The organism is Roseicyclus salinarum (assembly GCF_029624655.1).
GTDB lineage: Bacteria > Pseudomonadota > Alphaproteobacteria > Rhodobacterales > Rhodobacteraceae > Roseibacterium > Roseibacterium salinarum.
In genome coordinates this window covers 30,296-46,398 of sequence record NZ_JARRSA010000024.1, presented here as the reverse complement: position 1 = coordinate 46,398, position 16,103 = coordinate 30,296, and the positions used below count along the sequence as shown (strand labels likewise).

Genomic DNA, 16,103 nt, shown 5'->3' with positions numbered 1-16,103 from the left:
GGTCCCTTAGAAATTGGCCGCTTCCAGCGCCATCACCGGCTCGGCGCCCGACTGGATGCGCGCGAGGTGCGTCGCCGTCATCGGCAGCTGGCGGGCCATGTAGAAGCGCGCCGTCGCGAGCTTGGTCTCGTGGAACGCCGCGTCCCCCGTGCCGCTTGCCAGCGCGTCGAGCGAGGCGCGCGCCATGCGCGCCCACATCAGCCCGAGGCAGACGTGGCCGAAGAGATGCATGAAGTCGTAGGACCCCGCCAGGGCCGCGTTGGGATTCTTCATGCCTTCCTGCATGAAGTACATTCCCGCCGCCTGCAAATCCTTCGAGGCGCGCTTCAGCGGTTCGCTGAATTCCGCCATGCCGTCGATGTCGGCGTTGTCGCGGCCGAAGCTCTTCACCAGTTCGAAGAACGCCATGACGTGCTTGCCGCCGTCCTGCGAAAGCTTCCGGCCCACGAGGTCCAGGGCCTGGATGCCGTTGGCGCCCTCGTAGATCATGGCGATGCGGGCGTCGCGGGTATACTGCGACATGCCCCATTCCTCGATGTAGCCGTGGCCGCCATAGATCTGCTGGGCCTGCACGGTCATGTCGTAGCCCTTGTCCGTCAGGAAGCCCTTGATGACGGGCGTGAGCAGCGACACGAGGCCGTCCGCGTCAGCGTCGCCCTCGCGGTGCGCCCGGTCGATCAGGGTCGAGCCCCAGAGCAGGAACGCGCGACCGCCCTCGGTGAAGCTTTTCTGCTCCATCAGGTTGCGGCGGATGTCGGGGTGCACGATCAGCGGATCGGCGGGCGCCTCGGGGTTCGCGGGACCCGTGACGTCACGGCCCTGCAGACGGTCCTTGGCATAGGCGAGCGCGTTCTGGAACGCGATCTCGGCTTGCGCCACGCCCTGCATCCCGACGCCGAGGCGCGCCTCGTTCATCATCGTGAACATCGCGCGCATGCCCTTGTGCGCCTCGCCCAGAAGATAGCCCGTCGCCTCGTCGTAGTTCATCACGCAGGTGGAATTGCCGTGGATGCCCATCTTCTCCTCGATCTTGCCGCAGGAGACGCCGTTGCGCGGCCCGAGAGAGCCGTCGGCGTTCACGAGGAACTTCGGCACGATGAAGAGGGAGATGCCCTTGACGCCCTCGGGCCCGCCCGGGATCTTGGCGAGCACGAGATGGACGATGTTCTCGGCCATGTCGTGTTCGCCGGCCGAGATGAAGATCTTCTGGCCGCTGAGCTTGTAGGTGCCGTCGTCCTGCGGCACCGCGCGGGTGCGCATCAGGCCGAGGTCCGTGCCGCAATGCGGCTCGGTCAGGTTCATCGTGCCGGTCCACTCGCAGGACGCCATCCGGGGCAGATAGGTCGCCTTCTGGGCGTCGGTGCCGTGGGTGATGATGGCCGAGGCCGCGCCGTGGGTCAGGCCCTGGTACATCGTGAAGGCCTGGTTGGCGGCCGAGAACATCTCGCCCACGGCGGTGTTCATGATGTAGGGAAGCCCCTGGCCGCCATATTCCTCGGGCATGTCGATGGCGGGCCAGCCGCCCTCGCGCATCTGCTCGAAGGCGTCCTTGAACCCGGTCGGGGTGTAGACGATCCCGTTCTCCATCCGGCAGCCCTCGGTGTCGCCCACGGGGTTGAGCGGCGCCAGCACCTCGGAGCTGATCTTTCCGGCCTCCTCGAGGATGGCGGCGGTGAAGTCCCGGTCGAGATCCTCGTAGCCCGCGATGCCGGCCTCGGCGATCTTCAGGACGTCGTGAAGGATGAACTGCATGTCCTTCACGGGGGCGGTGTAACTCGGCATCGTCAATCCTCCCGAATGTCGTTCATTCCGCCGCGTCGCTGACGCGGCCGACCGAGGACAGCATGTCCTCGACCATGTTCATCTGGTTGCGCAGGTCGTCGACGGCGGCGGTCAGCTCGTCGCGCTTCTGCTCCATGTCGGCGAGGCGGTCGCGCGCCACGCCGAGGGTCGCGGCAAGCTGCGTCGCCTGCTGGTCGCCGACGTAATAGAGGTCGAGAAGCTGGCGGATCTCCTCAAGCGAGAAGCCGAAGCGCTTGCCGCGCAGGATCAGCTTCAGCCGCGCGCGGTCGCGCCGTGTGAACAGCCGCTTCTGCCCCTCGCGCCGGGGAAACAGAAGCTCCTTGGCCTCGTAGAAGCGCAAGGTGCGGGGCGTCACGTCGAACGCGTCGCACATCTCGCGAATGGTCAGGGTGTCGTCGCTCATTGCGGTGTCCAAAAGGTGAGGTGGTCCCGGATTGGGGGAATACCTGTCCTGCGCGGACACGTGTTGCAAGGGAAGATGACGTTGACGTAAAGAGAACGTTGCGTCACTTTGGGCGACGTCGCGTCAGGCCGCCGGGACGTGCCGCAGGGTCAATCCTCGTCGCCGGCCGCGGTCTCGTTCCTGAGCGCCGTCAGCTCGGCGATCACCTCGTCAAGTTCGCGCCTGCGGTCCTGAAGCTCCTGCAGCTGGCGGTCCGCCATCTCAAGCCAGACCTTGCGCTGCATCCGTCCCTCGGGGTCGCGGCCATAGAGTTCCAGCCATTGGCGGATTTCCTCAAGCGAGAAGCCGAAGCGCCGGCCGCGCAGGATCAGCGTCATCCGGGCGACGTCGCGGGCGCTGTAGAAACGCGCGCGTCCCTCGCGCTCGGGCGCGAGCAGTTCGATGTATTCGTAGTGGCGCAGCGTTCGGGGCGTCACGTCGAACCGCGCGCACATCGCCTTGAAATCCAGCCGCTCCTCGGGCATCGGCGCCTCTCCCTCCGGGTCCCGCAGCGCAGATGTAACACCGTGTCCGCCACGCTGCCAAGCGCGGCGGCGGAGCCACATGTCCCTTGCAAGCCGCCGCGCGGGGGGCGATGTCTTGGACGGGTTTCGCAGACGGGACGGACGGCATGGCAGGCGACGGCGCGGACGGGAAGGGGCAGGGGGCGGACAAGGCCGCGATCGCGCGGCAGTTCATCGAGGCGATCCCGTTCTCCCGCGCGCTGCAGATGCGGCTGGACGAGATCGGCGACGGCGTCGCGGTCATCTCGATGCCGTGGGACGCGCGCCTCGTGGGCGATCCGCGCACAGGCGTGATCCACGGCGGGGCGGTCTCGGCCCTGATGGACACCTGCGGCGGGGCGGCGGTGATGTCCCATCCCGAGGCGCTGGCGGGAACGGCGACCATCGACCTCAGGATCGACTACATGCGCCCCGCCCAGCCCGGCCAGCGGATCACCGCGCGCGCGAGCTGCTACCATGTCACGCGCTCGGTCGCCTTCGTGCGCGCCGAGGCATGGGACGACGACCGAAGCCGCCCCGTCGCCGCCGCCACGGGGGCCTTCACTGTCGCGCGGGCCGCGCAAGGGGAGGGGACTCCATGAGCCCGCGCCAGCCGCCCGAACCCGTCCACCTCGTCAAGCACCGCCGCGACCGGGCGCTTAAGGCGCTGGTGGAGGGCGTGCCCTACATCGGCTTCATGGGCATCGCCTTCGACAGGCGCGGCGACGAGCTGACGGCGGTGCTTCCCTACGACGAGAAGCACATCGGGAACCCCTACCTGCCCGCGCTGCACGGCGGGGCCATCGCCTCGTTCCTCGAGGTCTCCGCGATCATGGAGCTGTCGTTCCAGATGCTCTGGGACGACATCGAGAGCGGTCGCCTCGATGCCGCGGCGCTGTCGGCCGACGCCCTTCCGCGCCTGCCCAAGACAATCGATTTCACCGTCGACTACCTGCGCTCGGGCCTGCCGCGGGACGCCTATGCGCGGGCGCGCGTCAACCGGTCGGGGCGGCGCTATGCATCCGTGCACGTCGAGGCGTGGCAGGACAACCGCCAGCGTCTCTTCGCACAGGCCACGGGGCATTTCCTGATGCCGCTGCCGGACGGTCCGGCGGAGTGAGCGTGGTCCCCGACGCCGCGCCGGAGGTCGCCGGAACCCGGCCGCTGAGCCATGGCCGCGTGCTGCGGATCGCGGTGCCCGTCGTCATCTCGAACGCCACGATCCCGCTTCTGGGGATCGTCGACACCGCCGTGGTCGGCCAGATCGGCGATCCGGTGCCGATCGGCGCGGTCGGTCTCGGCGCCGCGATCCTCACCTCGATCTACTGGGCCTTCGGCTTCTTGCGGATGGGCACCGTCGGCCTTGCCGCGCAGGCGATCGGCGCGCGGGACGCGGGCGAGGTCGCGGCCCTGCTGACGCGGGTGCTGATGATCGGGGCGGGGGCGGGCGTCGCCCTGATCTTGCTGCAGATCCCGCTTTTCGCCGCCGCGCTCTGGCTGTCGCCCGCCAGTGCGGAGGTCGAGGCGCTCGTCTCGACCTACCTGACGATCCGCGTCCTTTCCGCGCCCGCGGCGATTGCGATCTATGGCATCACCGGATGGCTGATCGCGCAGGAGCGGACGTCTGCGGTCCTTGCGCTGCAGCTTTTCCAGAACGGTCTGAACATCGTCCTGTCCGCCATCCTGGTGCTGGGGCTCGACCTTGGCGTGGCGGGCGTCGCCTGGGGCACGTTCGTCGCCGAATGGAGCGGGCTGGCGCTTGGCCTCTGGCTCTGCCGCGCGGCCTTCGGGGTGCCGGCGTGGCGCGACTGGGCGCGGGTGCTCGACCGGGCGCAGCTGTGGCGCATGGCCAGCGTGAACGCCGACATCCTGATCCGCTCGCTCCTGCTGATGGCGGGGTTCACGTCCTTCATGTTCCTCGCCTCGGACTTCGGCGACGTCACCCTCGCCGCGAACCAGGTGCTGATCCAGTTCGTCTACGTCACCGCCCATGCGATGGACGGCTTCGCCTTCGCGGCCGAGGCGCTGGTGGGGCAGGCGATGGGTGCGCGGGCGGCGGCCCGCCTTAGGCGCGCGGCGCTCCTCACCAGCTTCTGGGGCCTCGTGATCTGCTGCGTGATGGCCGTGCTGTTCCTGACGGCGGGCGGCGCGTTCATCGACCTCATGACGACCGCGCCCGGCGTGCGCGAGGCGGCGCGCGACTACCTGCCCTGGATGGTGCTCGGGCCCCTCGCGGGCTGGGCGTCGTGGATGCTGGACGGCATCTTCATCGGCGCCACGCGGACGCGGGACATGCGCAACATGATGGCGCTGAGCTTTGCGGGCTACGTCGCGATGGTGCTCCTGCTGATGCCGGCCTTCGGCAACCACGGGCTGTGGGCCGCGCTGGTGGGCTTCTTCGTGCTGCGCGGCGTGACGCTCGGGGTGCGCTACCCCGCGCTCGAGCGGGCGGCGTCCTAGAGCAGGTCGAGGATCGCCTCGGGCGGACGGCCGATGACGGCGCGGTGGCCGTCGTCGAGGATCGGCCGCTCGATCAGGATGGGGTACGCGGCCATCGCCGCGACGAGTGCCGTGTCGTCGGCATCCGCAAGGCCGAGGTCGCCGAAGATCGGCTCGTTCGTCCTCACGAGGCCGATCGCCGGGATCCGCAGTCGGCGCAGAAGCTCCACGATCTCGTCCTCGATCGGCGGCGACTTGAGGTAGAGCCGCAGGTCGGGTTCGATCCCGCGCTCGCGCAGAAGCGCCAGCGCCGCGCGCGACTTGGAGCAGCGCGGATTGTGCCAGAGCGTCATAGCCATGCGTCCACCCCCGTTCCCGTAACCTCGGCCACCGTCATGCCTTCGGCGACGAGGCCCGCGTCCAGCTTCTCGGCGATGCGCGCGCCCAGCGTGATGCCGCCGTAGACGAGGCCGGTATAAAGCTGCACCGCGGTTGCTCCCGCGCGGAGCTTCTCCCATGCCTGCGCCGCGCTCGCCACCCCGCCGACGCCGATCAGCGGCATCGCGCCCTCCGTCAGCCGGTGAAGCTTCGCCAGGACCCGCGTGCTCTTCTCGAAAAGCGGCTGGCCCGACAATCCGCCCGTCTCGTCCCGGTGCCGGGAGGTGAGGCCGCTGCGCGACAGCGTCGTGTTCGTCGCGATGATCCCGGCGATGCCGCTGGCCTTGGCGACTTCGGCGATCTCGGCGAGCGCCTCGTCGTCGAGGTCGGGCGCGATCTTGAGGAAGATCGGCACGGGGCGCGCGAGGTCCGCGTTCGCCGCCATCACGCCGGCCAGCAAACCCTCGAGAGCGGCGCGGCCCTGAAGCTCGCGCAGCCGCTCGGTGTTCGGCGACGAGACGTTCACCGTCGCGAAGTCGAGATGCGGGCCGCAGCGTGCGAGGACGCGGGCGAAATCGCCGGCGCGGTCGGCGCTGTCCTTGTTCGCGCCGAGGTTCAGCCCGACGGGAACCAGCCGCGGTGCCGCCGCAAGACGCCCGGCGATGGCCTCCATCCCGGCGTTGTTGAAGCCGAAACGGTTGATCGCGGCGGCATCCTCGGTCAGCCGGAACAGCCGCGGCCTCGCGTTGCCCTCCTGCGCGCGGGGCGTTGCGGCGCCGACCTCGAGAAAGCCGAAGCCGGCCCTCGACAGGGGCGCGATCGCCTCGGCGTTCTTGTCGAAGCCCGCGGCCAGCCCGACAGGGTTGGGCAGGGCCAGCCCGGCGAGCGTCGTGGCCAGCCGCGGCGACGTCACCGGCCCCTTGAGCGGAAGCGCGCCCGTCCTGAGCGCCGCGATGGCGAGCGCGTGGGCGCGCTCGGGGTCCATCCGCTGCATGACCGAAAGGCCGAAGCGTTCCCACATGGCGCTCAGAGCCCCTCGGGCAGCACGTGCGCGCCGTCCAGCAGCAGCAGCGGCGCGTGCCAGGCGACGTCGGCGCGGCGCAGCGGCCCGTAGAGATGCGGGAACAGCGCGCCGCCGCGGGACGGCTCCCACCGCAGCGCGGGGCCGAGGCCGTCGGCCTCGAACGCGGCGAGGATCAGCCCCTCCTCGCCAGCGAAGTGCTTCGCCGCGGTCTCGCCCACCTGCTCCGCGGTCGAGAAATGCACGTAGCCGTCCGCCACGTCGATCGGGGCACCGGCGGTCTCGCCCTGCCGCTCCAGCTCGGCCCATTCCCGGGGCCTGAGGATCTTGTAGATACGCATGTCCGTTCCCTTCGCCCGCCCGCAATCGCCCGTCAAGAGGCGCCCGGGGGCCGTTACGTCAGCGGCACGATCGCGCTTTACTTGACGCGCGTGCGCCGCCAGTCTGGCTTCAGTCCAACACATACGGGAGAGCATACATGCTTGCACGGATTCTCGGTTCAACCGCGATACTCGCGGGCCTTTCGATGGCCGCGCCGGTCGCGGCGGAGACCACGCTGCACATTCTGCACATCAACGACCTTCACAGCCGCATCCAGCCGATCAACCGCTTCGATTCCACCTGCCCCGCCGAGGACGACGCCGCGGGCGAATGCTTCGGCGGCGTGGCGCGGGTCGCGACGGCGATCAACACGCTCCGGGACGAACTCGACGGCGAGAACGTGATCGTCCTCGATGCCGGCGACCAGTTCCAGGGCTCGCTGATGTACACGACCTACAAGGGCGACGTGGAAGCCGAGTTCATGCAGGCGATCGGCTTCGACGCCATGGCGGTCGGAAACCACGAGTTCGACGACGGGCCCGACAACCTTCTGCGCTTCCTCGACACCGTGGAATTCCCGGTCGTGTCGGGCAACCTCGACCTCAGCATGAACGACGCGCTCGACGCCGAGGTCGAGGACACCGTCGTCCTGGAGGTGAACGGCGTGCAGGTCGGGATCGTGTCGGCGCTGGCCACCGACACCGCCGAGACCTCGAGCCCGGGACCGACCGTGATCTTCCAGAACGAGATCGACGCGATCCAGGCCGACGTCGACGCGCTGACCGAGCAGGGCATCGACATCATCATCGCGCTGACCCATGTGGGCCTGCCGGCCGACATGCGCATCGCCGAGGCCGTGACCGGGCTCGACGTCATCGTGGGCGGGCATTCGCACACCTACCTCTCCGCCGACGATCCGGACCGGGCGGGACCCTACCCGACGTGGATCAGCAACCCTGAGGGCGAACTGGTGCCGATCGTGCAGGCATACGCCTACTCGAAATACCTCGGGCATCTCGAAGTGACCTTCGACGACGACGGCAACGTGATCTACGCGGATGGCAACACGATGCTGCTTGACGCCTCGGTCACGCCCGACCCCGAGATCGCCGCCCGCGTCGAGGAGCTGGCCGGCCCGATCGAGGAAGCCATGGCCGAGGTCATCGGAGAGACCTCGGAGTTCATCGAGGGCTCGCGCGAGGTCTGCCGGGCCGAGGAATGCCCGATGGGCAACCTGGTGGCCGACGCCATGCTCGACCGCGTGAAGGACCAGGGCGTCCAGATCGCCATCCAGAACGGCGGCGGTCTGCGCGCGTCGATCGATGGCGGCGAGATCACGATGGGCGAGGTCTTCACGGTCCTGCCGTTCCAGAACACGCTGGCCACGTTCCAGCTCACCGGCGCGCGGGTGATCGAGGCGCTGGAGAACGGCGTGAGCCAGGTCGCCGACGGCGCCGGCCGCTTCCCGCAGGTGGCGGGCATCCGCTACACGTGGGACCCCGAGGCCGAACCGGGCAGCCGCATCGTCTCGGTCGAGGTCGCGGGCGAGGACGGAAGCTTCTCCGCCATCGACCCGGAGGCCACCTACGGCGTCGTGACGAACAACTACATGCGCGGCGGCGGCGACGGCTACGGCGTGTTCTCGGTCTACGGCGAGAACGCCTACGACTACGGTCCGGGTCTGGAGCAGGTCGTGGCGGATTACATCGCCGAGAACATGCCCTACGCGCCCTACACCGACGGCCGCATCTCCCGCGTGGAGTGACGGCGCGCCCGAGGGCGGTTCGGATCAGGCCGGCACGCGCTGCGTGCCGGCCTTTTTGCTGCGTTGCGGAAAATGCAAGGCGGCTTTCGGAAAGCGGCAATTGTCGGTGGCGTTAGCGCTATCATATGAGGGTCACGAACAAGGGACACACCAGCCGATGAAAGGAGCTGACCCATGACGTCGATCATCACCTACCTCCGCTCCACCGCCCAGAAACGTGCGCTCTACAACCGCACCGTCGCCGAGATCCAGGGCATGAACCGGGACATCGCGATCGAGGACCTCGGGATCTACCCCGGCGACGCCGAACGCATCGCGCGCGAAGCCGTCTACGGCGCCTGATCCGCGACGCGCAAGACACGGGGCAGGGCGCGGTGCGCCTTGCCCGAAGGCGTCACCGACCCTAGTCTGGCGCCCATGTGCGGGCGCATGACCATGACCCACCCGGCGGACGCGATGGCGCGGCTTTTCGAGGCCGCACCGTCGAACGACCTTCCGCCAGTTCCCCGCTACAACATCTGCCCGACGCAGCCGGTCGGCGTCGTCACCTCGACGGCCGAGGGGCGGCGCTACCGGCCGATGCGCTGGGGTTTCCTGCCGCACTGGTACAAGACGCCCGGCGACGGCCCCCTCCTGATCAACGCCCGAGCCGAGACGATCGCGGAAAAACCGGCGTTCAGGGCCGCCTGCCGCGAGCGGCGCTGCCTCGTGCCGGTGACCGGATTCTACGAATGGACGAAGGCCGAGGACGGGTCGCGCCTGCCGTGGTACTTCACCCCGGCCGACGGCGCGCCGCTGGTGCTGGCCGGGATCTGGCAGGACTGGGAGCGCGGAGACGAGCGCCTCGCGACGCTTGCGATCGTGACCTGCGGCGCGTCGGAGTGGATGTCGCAGACCCACCACCGCGAGCCGGTGAGCCTTGCGCCCGGCGACTGGGCGAAGTGGCTGGGCGAGGAGGGCAAGGGCGCCGCGACGCTGATGCGCCCGGCCCCCGAAGGCCGCTACCGGCGCTGGCGCGTCGATCCCAAGGTCAACTCCAACCGCGCCGAGGGCGCCGACCTGATCGAGCCACTTGCGGCGTGAGGGGCGTTCGCGCCTCGCGGGGCCCGGAAAGGGCGGGCCGCATCCTGGGGAAGATGCGGCCCTAGTCGGGTCAGGGGAAGTTGGAATGGCAGGTGCGGGAGGGGAAGCGCCCGCCGTTTCCATGTGAATGACAATCCTGCTCATTCGCGGCAAGATTTGGGCGTAGAAGAAACGATTTTCGGACAATCGTGAATTATTGGCCGGTTTCGCGCGTTTTGTTTACCGGTTCGTGTGTCGCCACGGTCCGTCCCCCGGCGCCGAGCAATCCCGCCACCAGCAGGTCCGCCCCCGAGGGCCCGAGCGCGAGCGGCGTGTCGTGCACCGTCGTCAGCCGCGTCAGCGCCTGCAGGTCCACGTCGCCGGAATGCGGCACGGTCGGGTCGGCGAAGAACACCACCGCGTCGAGGTCCCCGGTCGCGATCATCGCGGCAAGCTGCTGGTCGCCGCCGCGCCCGCCGCGCTGCAGCCGGTGGACGGACAGATCGGGCGCCGTATCGGCGATCATCCGGCCCGTGCCCCCGGTGCATATCAACCGGTGGCCCGCAAGCGCTGCGGCGTGGCGCAGGACCCATGCCCGCAGATGCGACTTGCGCGTGTCGTGGGCCACGAGCGCGATCCGCCGCGGCGCCGTCGATTGCGCGCGCGCCGTCGCGGCCAGGGCCAGGATCGCGCGAACCTGCCCCGCGAAGCCCTCCGGAGGCGGCGCGAAGGCCCCCGCGAAGGCCGCCGTGCCCACCGTGAAGCCCTGGGCCCCAGCGCGTGCGACCGCCTCGACACGGGCGGCGCCGTCGATGCTGCCGGCCACGATGACCGGCTTCGAAACCGCCGCGCAGACCTGCGTCATCAGGGCCGGCACGTCGCCCCCGTAGCGATAGGCGAGCAGGTCGAGGCCGTGGACATGCTCCAGTTCGGCCAGCGCTCCGGCGGAGGCGAGGATGTCGTCCGCCGGACCCTCCAGAACGCTGGGATGGCCCGTGATCCGGCCCGGAAAGGGGTAGTAGCGCACCGGGTGGTGGCGCGTGATGCCCGTGACCGCCTCGGCCCGCGTTCCGCCCAGCAGTACGTCAACGTCGAGATCGACCGCCGCCCGCGCCGAGGCCATCTCGCTTTCCGCGTCGAGGCTGACGACCTCGAGGTAGGAGCGTCCGCCAGCAGCCCTGATCGCCTCGGCCAGTCCGCGAAGCTCGGGCAGCGGCAGGCCCACGTCCTTGAAGCCGATGTGGCGCACGCCGCCCTCCAGCGCCTCCTCCAGACGCGCGCGGGCATCGGGGATGGTCCGGTCGTTCTCGGTCAGCATCAGGATGAAGTCGAAGCTCATGACCCTACCTCAGCGCGCCGGGGGGCGCCCGGTCAATGGGTTCCGCCGCGACAGGCGGTGCGGCGCGCCATGACGAGGCGGCCTCGGCAATGCGCAGGTGCGGCGCGCCGAGGCTGGCCGCGACCAGCGCGCCCAGCTGTCCCAGCGCCGCGCCGGGGGGCACGCCGCCCGCGATCAGCGCCGAGAAGACGTCGCCCGGCCCGTTCGGCACGCGTCCGGCGTCCTGCAGGGGGGCGCGCAGCACCTCGGCGCCCGCCGCCGTCAGCGCAAGGATGCCGGTCGCGCCGGGCGCGAGGGGCGGGGACGTCACGAGGATCTCCGCCCCCCGCGTCCGGCCGCGCAGCGTTTCGGCGGTGGCGCGGACGTTCTCCAGCGTCCCGCAGGCGGTGCCGGACAGCCAGCCAAGCTCGAAGGCGTTGGGCGTCAGCACGTCGGCGAGGGGCACGAGGCCGTCGCGCAGCGCGGCGGCCGCGCCCGCATCGACGTAAAGGCCCTTGGGCGCGTCGCCCAGCACCGGGTCCACGACGACGCGCGGATCCGCCCCGGCGGCTCGAAGCCGCGCGACAAGGTCGGCCGCAATCGTCACATGCCCGGGCGAGGGAAGGTAGCCGGTCAGGAGCGTGTCGCACTGGCCGAGCCACCCGTTCGCCTCCAGCGCCCCGATCATCGCGTCGATCTCGGGCGGCGGCACCTGCCGGCCCGCGACATGCGGCCATCCGGGGTGGTTCGACAACTGCACCGTGGGCAGCTGCGTGACAGAGTGGCCGAGGCCCTGAAGCACCGGCACGGCCGCCGACAGCCCGACATGGCCATGGGCGACCCAGCTCGACAGGATCAGGATGCGGCTCATGCGGGGGCTTTCGGCTGGAGGGTTCAGCGCCACCCTAGGCGGCGCGGCGGGCGTCTCCAAGCCCCGAAGGCGGGCGCGCCGCGCGTCGAGGAGGCTTGACCTCGAAGGGCCCTGCGCATATCTCGGCATCTCCGGGCGGGTATGGTGTAATGGTAGCGCCCTAGCCTTCCAAGCTAGTCGTGCGGGTTCGATTCCCGCTACCCGCTCCAAGCTCGCCCCCAGGTTCGCCCCCCCCAGGCTTCGCCGCACGCGCATCCGGACGTCTCGTCGCGCCCCCGCGTTCTTGCGCCCCGCCGGGCCGGGCGGTATCGCTACGGTTGAAACGAGGCAAGACAAGACGGCTCATGGCGACGCTCCGGCCAGCTCCACAGAAATCCGCGGCGCCCGTGGCGCCGGGCCCCAATCTGGCCAGCGAGGAGCGCGCGAAGTCGCGCCGCATCGGCAGCCTGCGCGCCCTCGGGCCCTACCTTGCACCCTACAGGACGCTGGTTCTGGCCGCGATCGGGGCGCTCGTGCTCACGGCGGTCGTCTCGCTCACGCTGCCGCTTGCCGTGCGTCGGGTCGTCGACGGGTTCGAGACCGAAAGCGCCGAGCTTCTTGACCAATATTTCCTCGCCGCGCTCCTGATCGCGCTGCTGCTCGCGCTGGGCACGGGCCTTCGATACTACCTCGTGACGCGCCTCGGCGAGCGGGTCGTGGCCGACATCCGCAAGTCCGTCTTCGACCGCATGATCGGGATGAGCCCCGCCTTCTACGAGAAGATCATGACCGGCGAGGTCCTGAGCCGGATCACGACAGACACCACGCTTCTTCTCAGCGTGATCTCCTCGAGCGTGTCGATCGCCCTGCGCAACCTCCTGATCCTGATCGGCGGCCTCGGCCTGATGCTGGTGACCTCGCCCAAGCTGTCGGCCGCCGTCCTTCTGATCGTGCCCGCCGTCATCGTGCCGATCGTCGTCCTCGGCCGCCGCCTGCGGGCGCTGAGCCGTCAGAACCAGGACTGGATCGCGGAAAGCTCGGGCAACGCCTCCGAGGCGTTGCTGGCGGTGCAGACCGTGCAGGCCTTCACCCACGAACGCCCCTCGGCCGCGACCTTCGACGCGGTGACGGAAAAGAGCTTCGACAGCGCCAAGAAGCGGATCGCCACGCGCGCGGTAATGACGGTCATCGTCATCTCGCTGGTCTTCGCGGGGATCGTGGGCGTGCTGTGGATCGGGGCGCGCGACGTCCGCGCGGAGGCCATGTCGATCGGCGAGCTCATCCAGTTCCTGATCTACGCGATCATGGTCGCGGGATCCGTCGGCGCCCTGTCCGAGATATGGGGCGAGCTGCAGCGCGCCTCGGGCGCGACCGAGCGGCTGGTCGAACTTCTGCATACCGACGACAGCGTCGAGGATCCGGTGCGCGGCAAGCCGCTGCCGCAGGGCGGGCGGGGCGAGATCGCGTTCGAGGACGTGCGCTTCTTCTACCCGACGCGCCCCGAAAGCCACGCCCTCGACGGGGTGTCCTTCCGCATCCGGCCGGGCGAGACGGTGGCCCTCGTGGGCCCGTCGGGCGCGGGCAAGACCACCGTGTTCCAGCTACTGCAGCGCTTCTACGACCCTGTGTCGGGGCGCATTTCGCTGGATGGCGTGCCGCTGGGCGACATGCGCCGAGAGACCTTCCGCGCCGCGATGGCGCTGGTGCCGCAGGACCCGGTCATCTTCGCGGCCTCGGCGCGCGAGAACATCCGTTTCGGCCGGCCCGACGCCACCGATGCCGAGGTCGAGGAAGCAGCCCGCGCGGCCGCCGCGCACGGCTTTCTCACCGAGTTGCCGCAGGGCTACGACACCTATGTCGGCGAACGCGGCCTGATGCTGTCGGGGGGCCAGAAGCAGCGCATCGCGATCGCGCGGGCCATCCTGCGCGATGCTCCGATCCTCTTGCTGGACGAGGCCACGAGCGCGCTCGACGCCGAAAGCGAGCGGCTGGTGCAGGACGCGGTGACCCGGCTTTCGCAGGAGCGAACGACGCTGATCGTGGCGCATCGCCTCGCCACCGTGAAGCAGGCCGACCGCATCCTCGTCTTCGAGAACGGGCGCATCGCGGCCGAGGGCACGCATGACAGCCTCGTGGCCGAGGGCGGCCTCTATGCGCGCCTCGCGCGGCTGCAGTTCACCGAGGGGCTTGCCGCCGAGTAATCCTGCGCGCCGCCTTGCGCGGCGCGGCACTTGCTCTCATGCTGGACCGCGCGCCGGCCTGTGCCTCGAAGGGCGAGGGCCGCGCGGCGGGAGAGGGAGGACGCCATGGCGAGATTTGCCAATCGCGACGACGTCGCCGCGCTCGAGGCCGAGCATCCCTGGCCCGAGAGCCGGGGCGCGACGACGCTCTACGAGCTTCTCGGCGACACGGCCCGCAGGCATGGCGCGCGCAACGCGCTGTCGTTCCAGATGTTCTCGGGCCCGAAGGACAAGGCCGAGACGCTGACCTGGTCCGAGATGCACGCCCGCGTCACGCAGGCCGCCAACATGTTCCGCGCGCTCGGCGTGAAGGAGACCGACACCGTCGCCATGGTGCTGCCGAACTGTACCGAGGCCGCGGTGACCATCCTCGGCGGTGCGGTGGCGGGGGTCGTGAACCCGATCAATCCGCTGCTGGAGCCCGAGCAGATCGCCGCCATCCTCCGCGAGACGGATGCCAAGGTCGTCGTGACGCTCAAGGAATTCCCCCGGTCCGACGTGGCAGGCAAGATGGCCGAGGCGGTGCGCAACGCGCCCGGCGTGCAGGTGGTGATCGAGGTGGACCTGCTGCGCTACATGACAGGGATCAGGAAGCTTATCGTCCCGTTCATTCGTCCAAGGAACCCTACCGGCCACAAGGCGAAGGTGGTCGACTGGCAGGCCGAGGCGGCGAGGCACCCCCGCGACCGGCTGACCTTCGAGGCCGGCACGACCGACCGCGTGGCGGCCTTCTTCCATACCGGCGGCACCACGGGCATGCCCAAGGTCGCGCAGCACACCTATTCGGGCATGATCTACAACGGCTGGATCGGCCACACGATCCTGTTCAGCGAGAACGACAACGTGATCTGCCCCCTGCCGCTGTTCCACGTCTTCGCCTGCCACGTGATCCTGATGGCGATGGTGACGTCGGGCGGGCACATCATCCTGCCCACGCCGCAGGGCTACCGGGGCGAGGGCGTTTTCGACAATTTCTGGAAGCTGGTGGAGCGCTGGGGCGTCACCTTCATCATCACCGTGCCCACGGCGATCGCCGCGATGATGCAGCGGCCCGTCGATGCGGACGTCTCCTCGGTCAAGACGGCGTTCTCGGGCTCGGCGCCGCTTCCGGTCGAATTGTTCAACCGCTTCGAACGCGCGACGGGCGTGACGCTCATCGAGGGCTACGGCCTGACCGAGGCGACCTGCCTTGTCTCGTGCAACCCCGTGGACGGCGAGAAGAAGATCGGCTCGGTCGGGATCCCGTTCCCGCATTGCAGGGTGCGCATCCTCAAGCAGACGCCCGAGGGCGTCATCGACTGCGAGACCGACGAGGTGGGCGAGATCTGCGTCGACAACCCCGGCGTGCTTGAGGGCGCGACCTATACCGAGCAGCGCAAGAACGTCGATCTCTATCATTTCGGCCGCTTCCTTCGCACCGGCGACCTCGGCCGGATCGACGCCGACGGCTACCTCTGGATCACCGGCCGCGCGAAGGACCTGATCATCCGCGGCGGCCACAACATCGACCCCGCCGAGATCGAGGAGGCGCTGGCCGGGCACCCTGCCGTCGCCATTGCCGGGGCGATCGGCCAGCCCGACGCCTTCGCGGGCGAATTGCCGTGCGTTTACGTCGAGTTGGTGGACGGAGCGCATGTCGAGGTAGAGGAGCTCATGGATTGGTGCCGCGAGCATGTTCATGAGCGCGCGGCGGTGCCCAAGCATCTGGAGATCCTGCCCGAAATGCCCACCACCGCCGTCGGCAAGGTGTTCAAGCCCGCCTTGCGCAAGCTTGCCATCACGCGGGTCTACGACACGGCCCTGGCGGAGGCCGGCGTGCCCGCCCGGGTGGCCGAGGTGCGCGAGGACCGGCGCCTCGGGCTCGTCGCGGTCATCAAGCGCATGGGCGAGGCGGACGACGCGCAGGTCAACAGCGTGCTCGGCCAGTATACCCGGCCCTGGGCCTGGCGCGACCCGTAGGG

Annotated in this window: 16 protein-coding genes and 1 tRNA gene; 9 read left to right on the top strand and 8 right to left on the bottom strand. The window is 69.6% G+C overall.

The annotated features are described in order from the left end of the window. Window positions 1-6: 6 nt before the first annotated feature. The 3 genes from P6F26_RS14745 to P6F26_RS14735 form a co-directional block, all read right to left on the bottom strand. The gene (locus tag P6F26_RS14745) at window positions 7-1,782 is read right to left on the bottom strand and encodes an acyl-CoA dehydrogenase C-terminal domain-containing protein (protein ID WP_278029459.1); all 1,776 of its coding nucleotides are present in this window, start codon (window positions 1,780-1,782) and stop codon (window positions 7-9) included. Between the two features lie 22 nt (window positions 1,783-1,804). Continuing rightward, the gene (locus tag P6F26_RS14740; RefSeq protein ID WP_278029458.1) at window positions 1,805-2,206 is read right to left on the bottom strand and encodes a MerR family transcriptional regulator; all 402 of its coding nucleotides are present in this window, start codon (window positions 2,204-2,206) and stop codon (window positions 1,805-1,807) included. A 149-nt stretch (window positions 2,207-2,355) separates the two neighbouring features. Beyond that, window positions 2,356-2,730, bottom strand: coding sequence for a MerR family transcriptional regulator (locus tag P6F26_RS14735; protein ID WP_278029457.1), 375 nt, complete (start codon window positions 2,728-2,730; stop codon window positions 2,356-2,358). Window positions 2,731-2,876: 146 nt separating this feature from the next. Between P6F26_RS14735 and P6F26_RS14730 the strand changes: the two genes are divergently transcribed. From P6F26_RS14730 to P6F26_RS14720, 3 genes are read left to right on the top strand one after another with little or no spacing between them, the layout of a single operon-like run. After that, window positions 2,877-3,350 (top strand): PaaI family thioesterase, encoded by a 474-nt coding sequence (locus P6F26_RS14730; protein WP_278029456.1) that lies wholly within the window; start codon window positions 2,877-2,879, stop codon window positions 3,348-3,350. Beyond that, on the top strand, window positions 3,347-3,868 hold the full coding sequence (locus P6F26_RS14725; RefSeq protein ID WP_278029455.1) for a PaaI family thioesterase: 522 nt from the start codon (window positions 3,347-3,349) through the stop codon (window positions 3,866-3,868). The genes P6F26_RS14730 and P6F26_RS14725 overlap by 4 nt, the downstream gene beginning before the upstream one ends. Then, the gene (locus tag P6F26_RS14720; protein ID WP_278029454.1) at window positions 3,865-5,208 is read left to right on the top strand and encodes an MATE family efflux transporter; all 1,344 of its coding nucleotides are present in this window, start codon (window positions 3,865-3,867) and stop codon (window positions 5,206-5,208) included. The genes P6F26_RS14725 and P6F26_RS14720 overlap by 4 nt, the downstream gene beginning before the upstream one ends. Here P6F26_RS14720 and arsC read toward each other — a convergent pair. Genes arsC through P6F26_RS14705 form a run of 3 tightly spaced genes read right to left on the bottom strand, consistent with a single transcriptional unit; the run spans window position 5,205 to window position 6,927 of the window. Further along, complete coding sequence (gene arsC / locus P6F26_RS14715) at window positions 5,205-5,546, bottom strand: arsenate reductase (glutaredoxin) (protein ID WP_347403047.1); 342 nt, start codon at window positions 5,544-5,546, stop codon at window positions 5,205-5,207. The two genes, P6F26_RS14720 and arsC, sit on opposite strands and share 4 nt — an antisense overlap. Then, complete coding sequence (locus tag P6F26_RS14710) at window positions 5,537-6,586, bottom strand: quinone-dependent dihydroorotate dehydrogenase (RefSeq protein WP_278029453.1); 1,050 nt, start codon at window positions 6,584-6,586, stop codon at window positions 5,537-5,539. The genes arsC and P6F26_RS14710 overlap by 10 nt, the downstream gene beginning before the upstream one ends. Window positions 6,587-6,591: 5 nt before the next feature. Then, window positions 6,592-6,927 carry a DUF952 domain-containing protein gene (locus P6F26_RS14705; protein ID WP_278029452.1) on the bottom strand — a complete coding sequence of 112 codons (336 nt, stop codon included), beginning with the start codon at window positions 6,925-6,927 and terminating at the stop codon, window positions 6,592-6,594. Between the two features lie 137 nt (window positions 6,928-7,064). Here P6F26_RS14705 and P6F26_RS14700 point away from each other — a divergent pair, with 137 nt between their 5' ends. The 3 genes from P6F26_RS14700 to P6F26_RS14690 all read left to right on the top strand — a co-directional run bounded on the left by P6F26_RS14700 (window position 7,065) and on the right by P6F26_RS14690 (window position 9,755). Next, window positions 7,065-8,672 (top strand): bifunctional metallophosphatase/5'-nucleotidase, encoded by a 1,608-nt coding sequence (locus P6F26_RS14700; protein ID WP_278029451.1) that lies wholly within the window; start codon window positions 7,065-7,067, stop codon window positions 8,670-8,672. Window positions 8,673-8,846: 174 nt separating this feature from the next. Next, window positions 8,847-9,014: a hypothetical protein gene (locus P6F26_RS14695; RefSeq protein ID WP_278029450.1), complete on the top strand. Its 168-nt coding sequence runs from the start codon at window positions 8,847-8,849 to the stop codon at window positions 9,012-9,014. A gap of 75 nt (window positions 9,015-9,089) precedes the next feature. Next, window positions 9,090-9,755 carry an SOS response-associated peptidase gene (locus P6F26_RS14690; RefSeq protein ID WP_278029449.1) on the top strand — a complete coding sequence of 222 codons (666 nt, stop codon included), beginning with the start codon at window positions 9,090-9,092 and terminating at the stop codon, window positions 9,753-9,755. Between the two features lie 193 nt (window positions 9,756-9,948). Here P6F26_RS14690 and P6F26_RS14685 read toward each other — a convergent pair whose 3' ends face one another. Together P6F26_RS14685 and P6F26_RS14680 are read right to left on the bottom strand one after the other, a co-directional pair. Beyond that, window positions 9,949-11,073, bottom strand: coding sequence for a methylglyoxal synthase (locus P6F26_RS14685; protein ID WP_278029448.1), 1,125 nt, complete (start codon window positions 11,071-11,073; stop codon window positions 9,949-9,951). Between the two features lie 4 nt (window positions 11,074-11,077). Next, window positions 11,078-11,923, bottom strand: coding sequence for a pyridoxal kinase (locus tag P6F26_RS14680; protein WP_278029447.1), 846 nt, complete (start codon window positions 11,921-11,923; stop codon window positions 11,078-11,080). A 135-nt stretch (window positions 11,924-12,058) separates the two neighbouring features. On the opposite strand from P6F26_RS14680, the gene P6F26_RS14675 reads away from it, so the two are divergent. The 3 genes from P6F26_RS14675 to P6F26_RS14665 all read left to right on the top strand — a co-directional run bounded on the left by P6F26_RS14675 (window position 12,059) and on the right by P6F26_RS14665 (window position 16,101). Then, a tRNA-Gly gene (locus P6F26_RS14675) sits at window positions 12,059-12,132 on the top strand. 135 nt (window positions 12,133-12,267) lie between these two features. After that, window positions 12,268-14,103 (top strand): ABC transporter transmembrane domain-containing protein, encoded by a 1,836-nt coding sequence (locus tag P6F26_RS14670; protein WP_278029446.1) that lies wholly within the window; start codon window positions 12,268-12,270, stop codon window positions 14,101-14,103. A 105-nt stretch (window positions 14,104-14,208) separates the two neighbouring features. Continuing rightward, window positions 14,209-16,101, top strand: coding sequence for an acyl-CoA synthetase (locus tag P6F26_RS14665; RefSeq protein WP_278029445.1), 1,893 nt, complete (start codon window positions 14,209-14,211; stop codon window positions 16,099-16,101). Window positions 16,102-16,103 lie beyond the last annotated feature (2 nt).